We start from the raw sequence: 12,601 nt of genomic DNA, 5'->3' as shown, positions 1-12,601 counted from the left end.
CGGGGACCAAGGCCCCATGACCCGCCGCGCCGGAGGTGCGGCATCCAGCACAGCGGCGGTTGGCATTGCGACAATGTACTGCGCTGTGTGACGTGCCTGTGACGCAGGTCAGGCCACTAAGCGGGCTCTCAGCTTCTCGAGGTCTTCGTCGGTCAGTCCACCGTGCCGCAGGTATGCCTCGGGTCCGCCGTACTTCTCGTCCAGATGTCGCAGAATCGCGACGATCGACTCGGCCCGGGTGTCCCGGAACTCGATCATCTCCGGGTGCTTCGCGACCTCCGGTTCCTCGGCGAGCTGCTCCTCCAGCCACTGCGCGAGCCGCGACTGCGTGAGGTAGTAGTCGGCGACGATCTCTTCCTCGGGTACGCCGGCCACGCTCAGCGCCAGCGCGACGATCATGCCGGTGCGGTCCTTGCCGCCGTGGCAGTGGACGACCACGGCACCGTCCTGCTCGTCCGCGATCGCCTTCACCGCGGCCGCGAACAACTCCGGCCGCTTGTCCAGCATCCACGTGCACGCCGCGACGATGGTCGCCTGCCCGTGGTCCGGGTCCGCCGGATCCGCCAGCGACTGCCGCACCGCCAACGGCGTACCGGTGAACGGCGTCGGCGCGATCGCGACCTCGCCGTCACCGCGCAGGTCCAGGATCCGGCTGACCCCGGAGCGACGTACCGCCTCGATGCCGTCCGCGTTCAGGTACTGCAGGCTGTCCGCCCGGATCAGCACGCCCTCGCGCACCACCCGTCCGTCGGCGGTCGGCAGGCCGCCCACGTCGCGGACGTTGCGGCATCCGGGCCAGTCGAGATCCATCGCGTTCACCTGTCCTGTGGGCGGTTCTGCGGGCGGTCCGGGTTCGGGCCCGGGTTGTACGGCGGGGGCGCCGGGAAGGTGTGGTTCTGCTGCGGGGGCACCGGCGGGTACGGGTAGTTGCCGGGGGCACCTGGCTGGCCGGGGAAGGTGTTCGCCGGACGGTTGCGCCGGCGCTTCTTAACCGCGCCGACGGTCAGGAACGTGATGCCGAGCCCGAGGAAGATCAGGAACGAGAACACGGTGCCGAGGATCGACAGTACGAACGCGAAGACGGACGACTTCGGACCGGCGGCGTAGGTCGCACTGGTCTCGTCGTCCGTGCACGAGATGCTGTAGTCCCCGGCCGGCACGGTCTGCGTCGAGCGCGCGACGACGTACCAGCTCTCACCGTTGATCGTGATCGTCTCCGACCCGGTCGGCGGCTTGATCGGTACGTCGTTCCCGTTCGCGTCCTGCACCTCGCACGGCGGGTTCAGCACCGGGATCGACGCGTAGATCGTCAACCCTTCTTTCTTCAGGTGCACGACCCCGCCCTCGATCGACTGCGGCGTCCGCGGCGCGGTCACGACGATCCGCCATACGAAGAACCCGACCACCAACGCGCCGACGACGAAACAGGCGATGCCGACCTTCGGCAGAACCGACTTCTTGGGCGCCGCGGGCGGAGGGGGATACATCGTCATACCCGCACGGTATCCGCTCCGAGGACCGGGCTTAAGGGACGCCGAGGAGTCTCAAGCCTGCTGCGGTTGCGGCGGCGGCAACGACCACGAGCACGAAGGGGGCCTTGCGCCAGGCGAGGATGCCGCCGACCAGGACGCCGGCTGGACGCGCGATGCCTGCCGGGCCGTGGCCCTCCGTCAGGGCGGATGTGGCGACCAGTGCGGTCAGCAGGACGATCGCGGCGGCGGCGAGAAACTGCTGCGCGCGCTCCGGCATCTCGAACCGGCTCCGTAGCGCCGGTCCCGCGAACCGCATGGAAAAGGTGCCGACAGCAAGCACCCCGATCGCGACCAGTACCAGTGGAGTGTTATTCATTCGGCGCCTCCTCCAGTGCGGGCTTTCCGGCGCGGTAGAACAGCATGCCGGCCAGTGCGAGCAGTACTGGCAGACCGGCCGGCAGGAAAGGCGTTGCGATCAAGGCGATCACGACTCCCACGAGTGCCGCCGTACGGGTCGATCGATCCCGGAGAGCGGGCAGCACCAGCGCCAGCAACACCGCGGGGAACGCCGCGTCCAGTCCGAAGACATCGGTGTCGGTGATCACCGAGCCGGCCAGTCCACCGATCACGACCCCGATGTTCCAGCAGACGAAGATGCCGATCCCGCCGGCCCAGTACGCCGCCCGCCGCTGCTTCAGCTCGTCCTGCCCCATCGCGAACGCGACGTTCTCGTCGGTCATCAGGTGACTGCCCGGCCAGCGCCGCCAGCCATTGCCGATCACGTCGCTGACCGCCAGCCCGAACGCGATGTGCCGGGTGTTCACCAGGAGTCCCGCGGCCATCGCCGCGATCGGGCTCCCGCCGGCCGCGACGATCCCGACGAACAGGAACTGCGACGCGCCCGCGAAGACCACGATCGAAAGCAGGACCGGTACCCATAACGGCAGCCCGCCGCCGACGCTGATCGCGCCGTACGACAGCCCGACGACGCCGTCGGCCAGGCAGACCAGGCCGATGTCGCGGGCGAGTCCCCGATCGAGTGTTCGCCAGATCGAACGCATGGGCATTATGATGAACAACGCATGGACCGTTCGTCAAGCCGAACGATCAGACTGATGGAGCGAACAGCGATGGATACCAAGGCGCCACTCGACGTGATTGCCACCTCCCTGCGCCGGCACCGGGCCCGCGCCGGGCTGTCCTTGACCGAGGTCGCGAAACGCGCCGGCGTCGCCAAGTCCACGCTGTCCCAGCTCGAGTCGGGCACCGGCAACCCGAGCGTCGAAACCCTGTGGGCGCTGGCCGTTGCGCTCGACACTCCGTTCGCCGCGCTGCTCGACCCGCCGCGCCCGAAGGTGCAGGTCATCCGGGCCGGCGAGGGTCCGGCGATCTACTCCGACCAGGCCGAGTACAGCGCCACGCTGGTCGCGTCCAGCCCGCCGAACGCGCGCCGCGACATCTACCGTATCGTCGCCGGCCCCGGCCCCGGCCGGAAGTCCGAGCCGCACATGCCCGGCGTCGTCGAGCACGTCATCCTCGGCTCGGGCCGCGCCCTGGTCGGCCCGCTCGACGACCCGGTCGAACTCAACCCGGGCGATTACATCGCCTATCCGGGCGACCTTCCCCACATCTTCCAGGCCCTCGAGGAAGGCACAGCGGCCACGCTCGTGTCTGAACACGTCTAGCGCCGCTTCAGCTGCCACCCGAGGGCAAGCAGCGCGGTCCCGCCCGCCACGGCCGACACCACGGCGATCGCAGTCGGCAGCGAGTAGGCGTCACTCAGTAAGCCCGTCGAGATCGCGGTCGCGGCCACACCGAGGTACACGCACGTCAGGAAGGCCGCGGTCAGCTCACCACGCCGCCCACTCGGAGCGAGGTGATTGATCTCGGCCTGCGAACCGAAGTACGTCAACCCGAGTCCGGCGCCTGCGAAAACCGCGGCGACGACGATCAGGGCGAGCGACTTCGCCGGGAATGCGCTGACGAGTGCGGCCAGGCCGACGACGAGCGACAGCAGACCGGCAGGCTGAGCTCGGCGCGGCGACAGTTGCGCCCGGACGGAGATCGCCTGCACGGCGCAGGCGGCGGCCAGCATCATCGCCGAGACAGTGCCGAGCAACGCCAGGTTGTGGGTGTGCAGCAGCTGCGCGGTGTACGACGGAACGACGGACAGGAAGAGTCCACCGGTCGCCCACACGGTCGCGGCGCTCAGGCTCGCCCGCGCGAAGTCGGCGCGGATCTCGGGCGGGACCGACGGACGCTGCGGCCGCCAGCGACCACCGACCGGCTCGCGCGGCAGTCGCGAGACGGCGATCGCGGTCACCACGGTGAGCACGAGTCCCACGCCGTACGGCAGTTGGCGTGGCGCCGGTGCCCACCCCGCAACGACACCGGCCACCAGCGGTCCGGCTGCGCTACCACCACTTTGTGCGAGCACGGTGGCCAACGCCGCCTTGCCACGATCGTCCTCTGGTTCGAGCTCCACGAGGGCGGCGGCCGCGGTTCCCGCAGTGGCGCCCAGGGCGATGCCCGCGGCGATCCGGCCGGCGAAGAGCCACGCGGTGTTCTGGGCCGCCGCGAGCAGAATCAGTCCGACGGCGCCGAGACCCAGCCCGCCGAGCAGCACCCGTTTCCGTCCGATCTGGTCCGACAACTGGCCGAACACGATCAGCGACGGGACCAGGACCGCCATGTACACGGCGAAGATCAGCGTCAGCTCGGTCCCGGAGAAACCGAACCGCTCCCGGTACACGCCGTACAGCGGCGTCGGCAGGTTCCCGTCCAGCAGCAGCACGAACAACGCCGCGGCCACCACCAGGAACGGCCCACGACGGCTCGTTCGGATCCGTTCGGCTGTTCCGGTCATCCCGTTCGCGGTACCCGACCGGCACCACCGCAAACGACGATCGTTTCCGACCATCTGTAACGTTAACTGCTCAGCTCTGGACATATACGCGCAACTCTGCGCATCATCGCTCCAGAGAGCTCTCTGACGAAGTCCCGCCCCACTTCGCTTGGAGGTAGCACCCCCTATGAGACTCAAATCCTTACTGCTGTGCGCTCTTCTCGGCCTCGCCGCTGCCCTCGTTCCCGCTAGTGCGTCGGCCGTCGGCGTGACCCCCGGCACCTACGTCAACTACACGTTCGACACCGCGTCGCTCACCCAGGCCGAGTTCAAGATGACGATCAACGCCTCCCCCGGCCGCGCGAACGTCTACTGGGCCAACCAGTTCGGCTTCACCGGCGGCGACGTCGGCGGGTACACCGGCATGCAGACCCACCGCGACGGCGGCGGCACGTTCCTGTACTCCCTCTGGAACTCGACAGCCTGGAAGGCCGGAGACGCAGGCACCTACTGCATCAAGTTCCAGGAGGACGGCACCGGCGGCAGTTGCCGCCTCGACCAGGCCCCGACCGCCGGCCACACCTACGCGTTCGCCGTCGCGAGCGAGGGCAGCGGCTGGTACGGCGTGACGGTCCGCGACCTCACCGCCGGTACGTCGTTCAAACTCGGCAGCCTGCAAACCGGCTCCGGGAACACGATCAGTACGTCGGGAATGGTCAGCTGGACCGAGTACTTCGACTGGAACAACGACAAAGCCACCTGCGACGACGAGCCGTACTCGAAGCTGACGATGAGCGCGCCGACCAGCGGCAGCCTCACCGCGCACTTCACCGGCACGTCGGAGAGCAGCGGCTGCGCCGCGGACAGCCAGGTCACGCTGAACGGATCGGCCGCCGTCCAGGAGAACGGCATCGGCAACTCGGACTCGGGTGACATCCGCGGCAGCGGCGGCTGCCTGGACGTCTCCGGCTCGGACGGTACGACGATCCTGCTGTACACCTGCACCGGCGGCAACAACCAGAACTGGGTGCACGCGGAGAACTCCACGTTCCACGCCCTGTTCAGCTGCCTCGACGCGAGCGCCACCCAAGCCGGCGCCGTGGTCCTCTACAGCTGCCACGGCGGCACGAACCAGCAGTGGACACTGCCCGGCGACGGCACGATTCGGGCCGGCGGCCGCTGCCTCACCGCACCAACTGCCCTCGGCAACGCCGTGACCGTTGCCACCTGCAACAACTCGGCAGCGCAGCGCTGGACGGTCTGAAACAGCTCAACGCCCGGGACCACAGTGGTCCCGGGCGTCGCGACGTACGGTCAGATCTTGCGGCCGACCGCGCCGACGATGCACTCCTCCACCTGGTTCAGCGGCTTGAGCCGCGGACCGTCCGGCCACCAGTCGTCGCAGAGCACCAGGCCCGGGGCAACGAGCTCCTGGCCGGGGAAGAACTCCATCAGTTCCGCGCGGGTGCGGAACCTACCGCTGCCCATCGGGCTGTGGATGAACTTGTCCTCCATCTTCCGGGCGACCTCGGAGTGTTCCGGCGTCTCCGGGTTGAAGAAGTGCGACACCACCGTGTACGACCCGGGCACCACCGCGTCGACGTACTTCTGCATGATCTGCGCGCCTTCGGTGCCGATGTAGTGGTGCAGCGTGCCGTTCTGGATCACGGCGATCGGCTCGTTGAAGTCGAGGAAGCTGCGCACCTCGTCGTTGGACAGCACCTCGTCGGGGTCGAAGATGTCGGCGCTGACGAACAGCGTGTTCTCGTTCTCCTCGAGCAGCGCGCGGCCGTGCGCGAGCACCACCGGGTCGTTGTCGATGTAGAGCACCTTGGCCTCGGGCTGGATCCGCTGCACGATCTGGTGGGTGTTCTCGGCGGTCGGCAGACCGGACCCGCAGTCGAGGTACTGCGTCATACCCGCCTGGCCGGCCAGGAACCGGCAGGCGCGGATCAGGAAGTTCCGGTTCGACTTGGCCAGGTCCTGGGCCTGCGGCGCGGCGGCCTGGACCCCGCGCAGTACCTCGCGGTCGACCTCGAAGTTGTCCTTGCCGCCCAAGAAGGCGTCGTACACGCGGGCGATACTGGCCCGGGAGGTGTCCACGCCGACCGGAATCGAACTGGGTGCCTTGGTGGCGTCGACCATCAGTGAACCTCGCAGAGAGTGATCGGGAAGTCTGTTCGACCGACTCTACCGAGAGTACGGCGCGCTGAACACACCGTGTCGGCACGTGCGGTATGGACATATTCACGACCCGTTATGAAATGATCAGCTGCTGCAACCGAACCGCTGCTGCTGGGAGGCCAGAGGTGACCGAGCCGGAGGCGTACGGCGGCCCGACCGCTCTGCGCATCGTGCTCGGTGTGCATCTGCGCCGGCTTCGCGAGGCCGCCAAGGTCAGCCGCACCGATGCGGGCTGGGCGATCCGCGGCTCGGAGTCCAAGATCAGCCGCCTGGAGCTCGGCCGGGTCGGGTTCAAGGTCCGCGACGTCGACGACCTGCTGACGCTGTACAAGCTCGAGGACCCGGAGGAACGCGACCGGCTGCTCACGCTGGCCCGCGACGCGAACAATCCGGGGTGGTGGCAACGGTACGACGACCTGACGCCGCAGTGGTTCCACTCCTACCTCGGCCTGGAGATGGCGGCCGATCTGATTCGTACGTTCGAGCTGCAGTTCGTGCCGGGTCTGCTGCAGACGCCGGACTACGCGCGGGCCGTCATCCAACTCGGCCGGCAGGACCAGCCGTTGTCGCGGGCCGAGCAGGATCGCCTTGTTTCGTTGCGGATGGGCCGCCAGGAAGTGTTGACGCGGCAACGACCCGCGCGGCTGTGGGCGGTGATCGACGAGGCGGTACTGCGACGTCCGATCGGCAGCCGCGAGATCCTCAAGGCCCAGCTGGAGTTCCTGATCGAGGCGGCGCGCCGGCACAACGTGACGCTGCAGATCATCCCGTTCGACAAGGGCGGATACACCGCGACCGGCGGCGCGTTCACACTGCTCCGGTTCAACGACGCCGACCTCCCGGACATCGTCTACATCGAGCATCTGACCAGCGCGGTCTACCTCGACAAGCGCGAAGAGCTGGACACGTACGTCGTCACCATGGACGCCGTGTCGATCACCGCGGCCCAGCCGCGCGAGACCGAATCCATTCTCCGCAAGGCGATCGAGAACCTCGACCGCTAACGCGGCTGTGCGCCCGGCCCGGGGCGGAAGGCAACTTCACGCGGGGTCGGCTCGTGGCCGGCCTCGCACCGCATGACCACTGTGACGCGCTCGCCGCAGTCGCCGCGATGGCGCGGCTCGATCGGCGGGCCGGAGTCGAGCGGCAGGTACTGGTCGGCCCACTGGATCATTGCCACCAGCACCGGGTAGAGATCGAGCCCCGCCTGGGTCAGCCGGTACTCCGAGCGTTCGCGCTGACCGGGCAGGCGATACGGGTGGCGGCGGATCAGACCGCGCTCGATCAACGCGGCGAGCCGCTCGGTGAGAACCTGGCGCGGCACGCCGGCCCGCGCCCGGATGTCCTCGAACCGGCGGACGCCGACGAAGACCTCGCGCAGGACGTGAAAAGTCCACTTGTCGCCGAGGATGTCCATCGTCCGGGAGATCGTGCAGTTCTCCGTGGACCAGCTCATCGCCTCCGGCACCTGTTCACTGACTGCCGTGCTCATGTGAACCAGCATAAGTCCGCTTGACAGACTCAGCCAAGTGGAGCAAGGCTGAATCCGTGAACCAGACTCAGACGAGACCGCCACTCGTCCGCCGCGCCGGCGAACCCGACGCGGACGAACTGGCGAGGATGTTGTCCGGGCTGACGGACCTCAGCCGCTACTTCCGGTTCCAGACCGCGATCGGTACGCCGCCACGCCAGGCGTTGCTGCTGCGGATGCTGTGCCCGACCGGCGCCGCCTTCGTCGCGACCCGCGACGAGACGATCGTCGGCCATGCGATGTGGGCCTGGGCACCCGGTGAATCAACCGCCGAACTAGCGGCCGTGATCGCCGAGGACGACCAGCGCCGCGGCCTCGGCATCCGAATGCTCTCCATCGCCGCCGCCGACGCGATCGAGGCCGGCGCGACCCATTTCCTGTTCGTGGTCAGCGCCGCCAACGACCGCTCCCTCCGCATGCTCCGCCGCCGCTGGCCCAACGCAACAGTAGAACGCGACGGCGCCCTACTGACCTTCGTAACCCCCGCCCGCCTACCGAACCACCCGAAAGAACCCCCGGCCGTCATCAACGAACAGCCCGGGCACCTCAAACGCGAACTCCGGCCGATGGACGACGTGATGCCGGCGCACTAACACCCGCCGACAGGTCACCCCGCAGACGGTGATCTCCCCACGCGGTGCTACCCACGGCCCCTCCGTCGCCGCACTACGCGCCAACGTGGTCAGGCGCCACGTACCGGCGAAGGTAAGCACGCCGCCGCCATCGACGCACTTATCCAACTCGAAGCCGCCGACCAACTCGAGGCCGCTGGCGGACACAAGCGGGGAACGGCACCGCGGTTGTACACGGCGGTCGGACCACCCGTGATCATCGGCATGACCGCGCGATCAGCGGCATGTCCGGATGGCCGCAGCACTCGCTATCTGCGTCAGGCGAGTGCGCTCGAATCAGTCGGTAGCACGCTCGGCTCGGCTGCCGATGAGGACGTCTGCCGCAGTGACGCCGACCACAGATATGGCCCGCAAGTCACGGTCTGTAAAGGACGTGAGGGGAAACTGCGCGACGGTCGAACGCACAGTCCGGCCGCCTGAAACGGGCACAAGCAACGTATCGCCGACAGCGAGTGAGTCCCCGTCGTAATCGACGCGAACCCCAGCCAGCGTGACGTCACCTTCATACCCGTCCAGCGGGTCGAACGCGTCCCGGATCTCGAATATGAACTTCCCCATGCTGGTCATCGTAGGGCTCGACCGTCGACCGCTCATCGGCATGTGCGTGCGTTGGCGGGCGGCCCTAGGTGGTCGCCAGGCTTCCAGCCTGCCGCGGATCCGGTGGCAGATCACAAACCGAGGTCAGCTGGTCACCTGGCATCGACCTTCATACGTCCATCCCGGACGCCTGGACCCAACGCTCCGCTGAATCACATGGCTGAAGCCCTGCCGGAAAGCGCCGCTCCAGCGGCCAAGGGTCCGTGCTCCTCGGACGGGCTCTGGGCGGTGCAGCGGGCCGCGTAGCGCGCGACGGAGGAGCGCGCGTAGCGGACGCGGGATGGTGGGTTGGTCGGTGACAGCACAGGTCTGTCGCCTGAGCGGCGCTTAGCCGCGCGCAGTCGGGTGGGTGGGAGCTGCGCGTAGCACGGCGACGGAGGAGCCGCGCGTAGTGCTGCGTGGGCAGATCACAACGTTCTCCGGACCTCCACAGCCCCCGCCTGGTCAGCGGAGCAGGCGGAAGAATGTGCGGATGTCGTTGACGAGTAGGGCGGGGGCTTCTAGGGCGGCGAAGTGGCCGCCTTGGGTGAATTCTGACCAATGGACGATGTGGTGTTGGCGGTCCAGTACCCGCCGGATTGCTGGGTCGGTTGGGAAGACGGCGACGCCTGTCGGCACGCCCGGGGTCAGGTCGTCGGCTGTCTGCCGGTTCTCGTAGTACAGGTTGGCGGAGGTTGCGCTGGTGTTGGTGAACCAGTAGATCGAGACGTTCGTGAGCAGGTGATCGAGGTCGATCGCGTCCTCGGGCAGTTCGCGTGCCGGGTCGGTCCACTCCCAGAACTTCTCCAGAATCCACGCCAACTGTCCAACAGGCGAGTCGCTCAGCCCGAACGACACCGTCTGCGGCCGAGTCCCCTGCAACTCGGCGTACCCGGTGCCGACCGCACGCAACCGCTCAGCCGCCGCAAGCCGCTCGCGCTCAACGTCGTTCAACTGCTCGCGATCACCCGGTTCGAGGGCCGGATACGCCAGTCCCCCATTGATGTGTACGCCGACCACGTGCGCCGGATCCACCTGTCCCACAAGGGGCGAGACAACGGATCCCGTGTCGCCGCCTTGCGCGCCGTACCGCTCGTACCCGAGGCGACGCATCAGCTCCGCCCATGCACGAGCGATCCGCGCGTGATTCCAGCCGGACGTCAACGGCACCGAGAACCCGTGCCCCGGCACGGACGGCGCGACGACGTGGAAGGCGTCGCGCGGATCCCCGCCGTACGCCGCCGGATCGGTCAGCGGCCCGAGCACTTCCAGGAACTCGGCCACGGATCCCGGCCACCCGTGCGTGAGCACCAACGGCAACGCATCCGGCTCGGCCGATCGCACGTGCAGGAAGTGAATCGTCTGCCCGTCGATCTCGGTCGTGTACTGCGGATACTCGTTGAGCCGTGCTTCCCAGGCCCGCCAGTCGTACGCCGCCCACCGCTCGACCACCCGCCGCAAATACCCGACCGGCACGCCGCGCTCCCACCCGTCCCCCGGTAGTTGGCATGCCCAACGAACCCGCTCCAGCCGGCCGCGCAGATCCGCGAGCTCCGCGTCCGGCACCGCGATCCGGAACTCAGAGATCATGCGCCCGCTCGTGCAGCGGCTCGTACAACCCGACCTCGCCCCCGCCCGGCAACCGGAACGCCGTCAGCACACCCCACTGCTGCCGCTCGACCGGTCGCACGAACTCCACGCCGCGCGCGGACAGGTCTGCCATCGTCTGCTCGAGGTTGTCGCACATCAGCAGCAGCTCGTGCGCGCCGGCCTCCGCCGGGTGCATCGCGACCTCGGCCGGTGGCAGCTTGAAGATCAGCCAGCCGTGGCCCGCGTCCACGGACGGGTACTCCAGCACGTCCCGGAAGAAGGCGCGGTCCGCGTCGGCGTCGGTGGTGTAGATGATCACATGCGCTCCGTTGATCATCTTCAGCACTGTAGCCGGGAATACCGACAATGCCTCGGCAGGTTGCCGAGGGCGTGATCCTCTTGACTGGCGCAACGGGCAACGTCGGGCGGGAACTGGCGGCGCTGCTGCCGGAGGCGCGCTCTCTCGACCGCTCGTCGGGCGCCGATCTCGCCCGTCCCGAGACGCTCGATATGGAGGGCGTCGACTCTGTCTTCCTGGTTTGGCCGTTTCTCACGTCCGACGGTGCGAGTGCGGTGCTGGCTAAGATCGCGAAGTCAGCGCGGCGGGTTGTCTATCTGTCGTCGTCGGCAGTCCGGTTCGGGGCTGACACGGATCCGATCACGCGTTTGCATGCCGATCTGGAGACTGCCGTGCGGGCGTCGGGACTGGAGTGGACGATCCTGCGCGCGGACACGTTCGCGTCCAACGCGCTCGGCTGGGCGGGGCAACTCAAAGCCGGTGACGTCGTACGCGGGCCGGACAACGCCGCGACCGCGGTGATCGACCCCGCGGACATCGCCGCGGTCGCTGCCGCCGTACTGCGTGATTCGCAGCCCGGCACGACCCACACGCTGACCGGTCCCGACGTACTCAGCCGGGCTGATCAGGTGCGGATCCTCGGCGACGCGCTCGGCCGCGAGCTGACGTTCGAGGCGACACCGTTCGACGACGCGCGAGCACAGCTGCTCGCGGACGGTCGCCCGCCGGCGCTGGTCCAAGCGCTCATCGGCAGCGCCCAGAACCGCCCAGCCTCCGACCTAATCACCGCGACCGTCCAGGACCTCACCGGCCGGCCCGCACGCACCTTCCGAGCCTGGGCCGACCGCAATCTAGCGGCCTTCGGCTGACCAGCCCTGCACAGGTTCTACGCAAGGAAGGCGAGGGTGCGCTCCAGGACGAGCTTGGCGGCGGACTCGTCGTATCCCGGGAGGGATGAGTCGGCGAACAGGTGCTCCTTGCCGGGGTAGAGGAAGAGTTCGGCATTCTCGTTGGCGGCGACCAGGGCGCGGGCAGCGTCCAGGTCGCCGCCTTCCTCGGTGAAGAACGGGTCCTCGTCCATGCCGTGCACCTGCACCGGTACGCCGTCCGGCCAGGTACCGAACTCCTCCACCGGCAGGCACGAGTAGTAGAAGAGCGCTCCGGTGGCGCCGGGACGAGTCTGCGCCAACTGCTGAGCAGGCACGACGCCGAGCGAGAACCCGGCGTACACGACGTTCGACGGCAGGCTCTGCGCAGCCTGGACGCCGCGCTCGGCGACCACACCGAAGCCGGTGGACCGCGCGTAGTCCATCCCCTCCTCGAGCGTCGCGTAGGTGTTGCCTTCGTACAGGTCCGGCGTGTGGACGGTGTGACCCGCCTGCCGGAGCTCGTCGGCGAACGCCTTCACCCCGTCGGTCAGCCCCTGTGAGTGGTGGTACAGCACGACCTCGGCCATCATCAGCTCCAATGATC

Annotated in this window: 16 protein-coding genes; 5 read left to right on the top strand and 11 right to left on the bottom strand. The window is 68.3% G+C overall.

The annotated features are described in order from the left end of the window. Positions 1–108: 108 nt before the first annotated feature. Genes EV647_RS18255 through EV647_RS18240 form a run of 4 tightly spaced genes read right to left on the bottom strand, consistent with a single transcriptional unit; the run spans position 109 to position 2,533 of the window. On the bottom strand, positions 109–810 hold the full coding sequence (locus EV647_RS18255; RefSeq protein ID WP_134004201.1) for a tyrosine-protein phosphatase: 702 nt from the start codon (positions 808–810) through the stop codon (positions 109–111). Positions 811–815: 5 nt separating this feature from the next. Beyond that, a complete protein-coding gene (locus tag EV647_RS18250) occupies positions 816–1,493 on the bottom strand; it encodes a hypothetical protein (protein ID WP_134004199.1) in 678 nt (225 codons plus the stop codon). 31 nt (positions 1,494–1,524) lie between these two features. Then, complete coding sequence (locus tag EV647_RS18245) at positions 1,525–1,848, bottom strand: AzlD domain-containing protein (RefSeq protein WP_134004197.1); 324 nt, start codon at positions 1,846–1,848, stop codon at positions 1,525–1,527. Continuing rightward, positions 1,841–2,533 (bottom strand): AzlC family ABC transporter permease, encoded by a 693-nt coding sequence (locus EV647_RS18240; RefSeq protein ID WP_134004196.1) that lies wholly within the window; start codon positions 2,531–2,533, stop codon positions 1,841–1,843. The genes EV647_RS18245 and EV647_RS18240 overlap by 8 nt, the downstream gene beginning before the upstream one ends. A 54-nt stretch (positions 2,534–2,587) precedes the next feature. Between EV647_RS18240 and EV647_RS18235 the strand changes: the two genes are divergently transcribed. Then, entirely contained in the window at positions 2,588–3,157 is a 570-nt protein-coding gene (locus EV647_RS18235; RefSeq protein WP_238177267.1) for a helix-turn-helix domain-containing protein, read from the top strand. On the opposite strand, the gene EV647_RS18230 is transcribed toward EV647_RS18235, so the two are convergent. Then, on the bottom strand, positions 3,154–4,338 hold the full coding sequence (locus EV647_RS18230) for an MFS transporter (protein WP_166680365.1): 1,185 nt from the start codon (positions 4,336–4,338) through the stop codon (positions 3,154–3,156). The genes EV647_RS18235 and EV647_RS18230 overlap by 4 nt on opposite strands. A 166-nt stretch (positions 4,339–4,504) precedes the next feature. Between EV647_RS18230 and EV647_RS18225 the strand changes: the two genes are divergently transcribed. After that, on the top strand, positions 4,505–5,581 hold the full coding sequence (locus tag EV647_RS18225; RefSeq protein ID WP_134004192.1) for a ricin-type beta-trefoil lectin domain protein: 1,077 nt from the start codon (positions 4,505–4,507) through the stop codon (positions 5,579–5,581). 50 nt (positions 5,582–5,631) lie between these two features. On the opposite strand, the gene EV647_RS18220 is transcribed toward EV647_RS18225, so the two are convergent. Continuing rightward, positions 5,632–6,462, bottom strand: a complete 831-nt coding sequence (locus tag EV647_RS18220; RefSeq protein WP_134004190.1) for an SAM-dependent methyltransferase — start codon at positions 6,460–6,462, stop codon at positions 5,632–5,634. A 164-nt stretch (positions 6,463–6,626) separates the two neighbouring features. Here EV647_RS18220 and EV647_RS18215 point away from each other — a divergent pair, with 164 nt between their 5' ends. After that, complete coding sequence (locus EV647_RS18215; protein ID WP_238175296.1) at positions 6,627–7,505, top strand: helix-turn-helix transcriptional regulator; 879 nt, start codon at positions 6,627–6,629, stop codon at positions 7,503–7,505. On the opposite strand, the gene EV647_RS18210 is transcribed toward EV647_RS18215, so the two are convergent. Beyond that, a complete protein-coding gene (locus EV647_RS18210; protein ID WP_202870920.1) occupies positions 7,502–7,993 on the bottom strand; it encodes a helix-turn-helix domain-containing protein in 492 nt (163 codons plus the stop codon). The genes EV647_RS18215 and EV647_RS18210 overlap by 4 nt on opposite strands. Before the next feature lie 56 nt (positions 7,994–8,049). On the opposite strand from EV647_RS18210, the gene EV647_RS18205 reads away from it, so the two are divergent. Beyond that, positions 8,050–8,625, top strand: a complete 576-nt coding sequence (locus EV647_RS18205; RefSeq protein ID WP_134004186.1) for a GNAT family N-acetyltransferase — start codon at positions 8,050–8,052, stop codon at positions 8,623–8,625. Positions 8,626–8,940: 315 nt separating this feature from the next. On the opposite strand, the gene EV647_RS18200 is transcribed toward EV647_RS18205, so the two are convergent. The 3 genes from EV647_RS18200 to EV647_RS18190 form a co-directional block, all read right to left on the bottom strand. Then, a complete protein-coding gene (locus tag EV647_RS18200; RefSeq protein ID WP_134004184.1) occupies positions 8,941–9,222 on the bottom strand; it encodes a hypothetical protein in 282 nt (93 codons plus the stop codon). A 483-nt stretch (positions 9,223–9,705) separates the two neighbouring features. Continuing rightward, positions 9,706–10,830 carry an epoxide hydrolase family protein gene (locus EV647_RS18195; RefSeq protein WP_134004182.1) on the bottom strand — a complete coding sequence of 375 codons (1,125 nt, stop codon included), beginning with the start codon at positions 10,828–10,830 and terminating at the stop codon, positions 9,706–9,708. After that, entirely contained in the window at positions 10,820–11,167 is a 348-nt protein-coding gene (locus tag EV647_RS18190) for a VOC family protein (protein ID WP_134004180.1), read from the bottom strand. The genes EV647_RS18195 and EV647_RS18190 overlap by 11 nt, the downstream gene beginning before the upstream one ends. A 53-nt stretch (positions 11,168–11,220) precedes the next feature. On the opposite strand from EV647_RS18190, the gene EV647_RS18185 reads away from it, so the two are divergent. Beyond that, a complete protein-coding gene (locus EV647_RS18185; RefSeq protein WP_238177266.1) occupies positions 11,221–11,997 on the top strand; it encodes an NAD(P)H-binding protein in 777 nt (258 codons plus the stop codon). 17 nt (positions 11,998–12,014) lie between these two features. Here the strand turns inward: EV647_RS18185 and EV647_RS18180 are convergent, their stop codons facing one another. Further along, positions 12,015–12,587, bottom strand: coding sequence for a dienelactone hydrolase family protein (locus EV647_RS18180; protein WP_238177280.1), 573 nt, complete (start codon positions 12,585–12,587; stop codon positions 12,015–12,017). Positions 12,588–12,601 lie beyond the last annotated feature (14 nt).

This window comes from Kribbella sp. VKM Ac-2566 (genome assembly GCF_004366005.1).
In the GTDB taxonomy this organism is placed as follows: Bacteria; Actinomycetota; Actinomycetes; order Propionibacteriales; family Kribbellaceae; genus Kribbella; species Kribbella pratensis.
The sequence above is the reverse complement of the archived record's forward strand: the minus strand, read 5'-3'. Positions and strand labels throughout refer to the sequence as shown.

What these genes read in the sequence shown, in the direction of transcription:
- EV647_RS18245 (WP_134004197.1), bottom strand. Translation starts at nt 1,848, where the DNA reads ATGAATAACACTCCACTGGTACTGGTCGCGATCGGGGTGCTTGCTGTC.
- EV647_RS18225 (WP_134004192.1), top strand. Translation starts at nt 4,505, where the DNA reads ATGAGACTCAAATCCTTACTGCTGTGCGCTCTTCTCGGCCTCGCCGCT.
- EV647_RS18190 (WP_134004180.1), bottom strand. Translation starts at nt 11,167, where the DNA reads ATGATCAACGGAGCGCATGTGATCATCTACACCACCGACGCCGACGCG.
- EV647_RS18255 (WP_134004201.1), bottom strand. Translation starts at nt 810, where the DNA reads ATGGATCTCGACTGGCCCGGATGCCGCAACGTCCGCGACGTGGGCGGC.
- EV647_RS18210 (WP_202870920.1), bottom strand. Translation starts at nt 7,993, where the DNA reads ATGAGCACGGCAGTCAGTGAACAGGTGCCGGAGGCGATGAGCTGGTCC.
- EV647_RS18200 (WP_134004184.1), bottom strand. Translation starts at nt 9,222, where the DNA reads ATGGGGAAGTTCATATTCGAGATCCGGGACGCGTTCGACCCGCTGGAC.
- EV647_RS18220 (WP_134004190.1), bottom strand. Translation starts at nt 6,462, where the DNA reads ATGGTCGACGCCACCAAGGCACCCAGTTCGATTCCGGTCGGCGTGGAC.
- EV647_RS18195 (WP_134004182.1), bottom strand. Translation starts at nt 10,830, where the DNA reads ATGATCTCTGAGTTCCGGATCGCGGTGCCGGACGCGGAGCTCGCGGAT.
- EV647_RS18235 (WP_238177267.1), top strand. Translation starts at nt 2,588, where the DNA reads ATGGAGCGAACAGCGATGGATACCAAGGCGCCACTCGACGTGATTGCC.
- EV647_RS18180 (WP_238177280.1), bottom strand. Translation starts at nt 12,587, where the DNA reads ATGATGGCCGAGGTCGTGCTGTACCACCACTCACAGGGGCTGACCGAC.
- EV647_RS18240 (WP_134004196.1), bottom strand. Translation starts at nt 2,533, where the DNA reads ATGCGTTCGATCTGGCGAACACTCGATCGGGGACTCGCCCGCGACATC.
- EV647_RS18230 (WP_166680365.1), bottom strand. Translation starts at nt 4,338, where the DNA reads ATGACCGGAACAGCCGAACGGATCCGAACGAGCCGTCGTGGGCCGTTC.
- EV647_RS18250 (WP_134004199.1), bottom strand. Translation starts at nt 1,493, where the DNA reads ATGACGATGTATCCCCCTCCGCCCGCGGCGCCCAAGAAGTCGGTTCTG.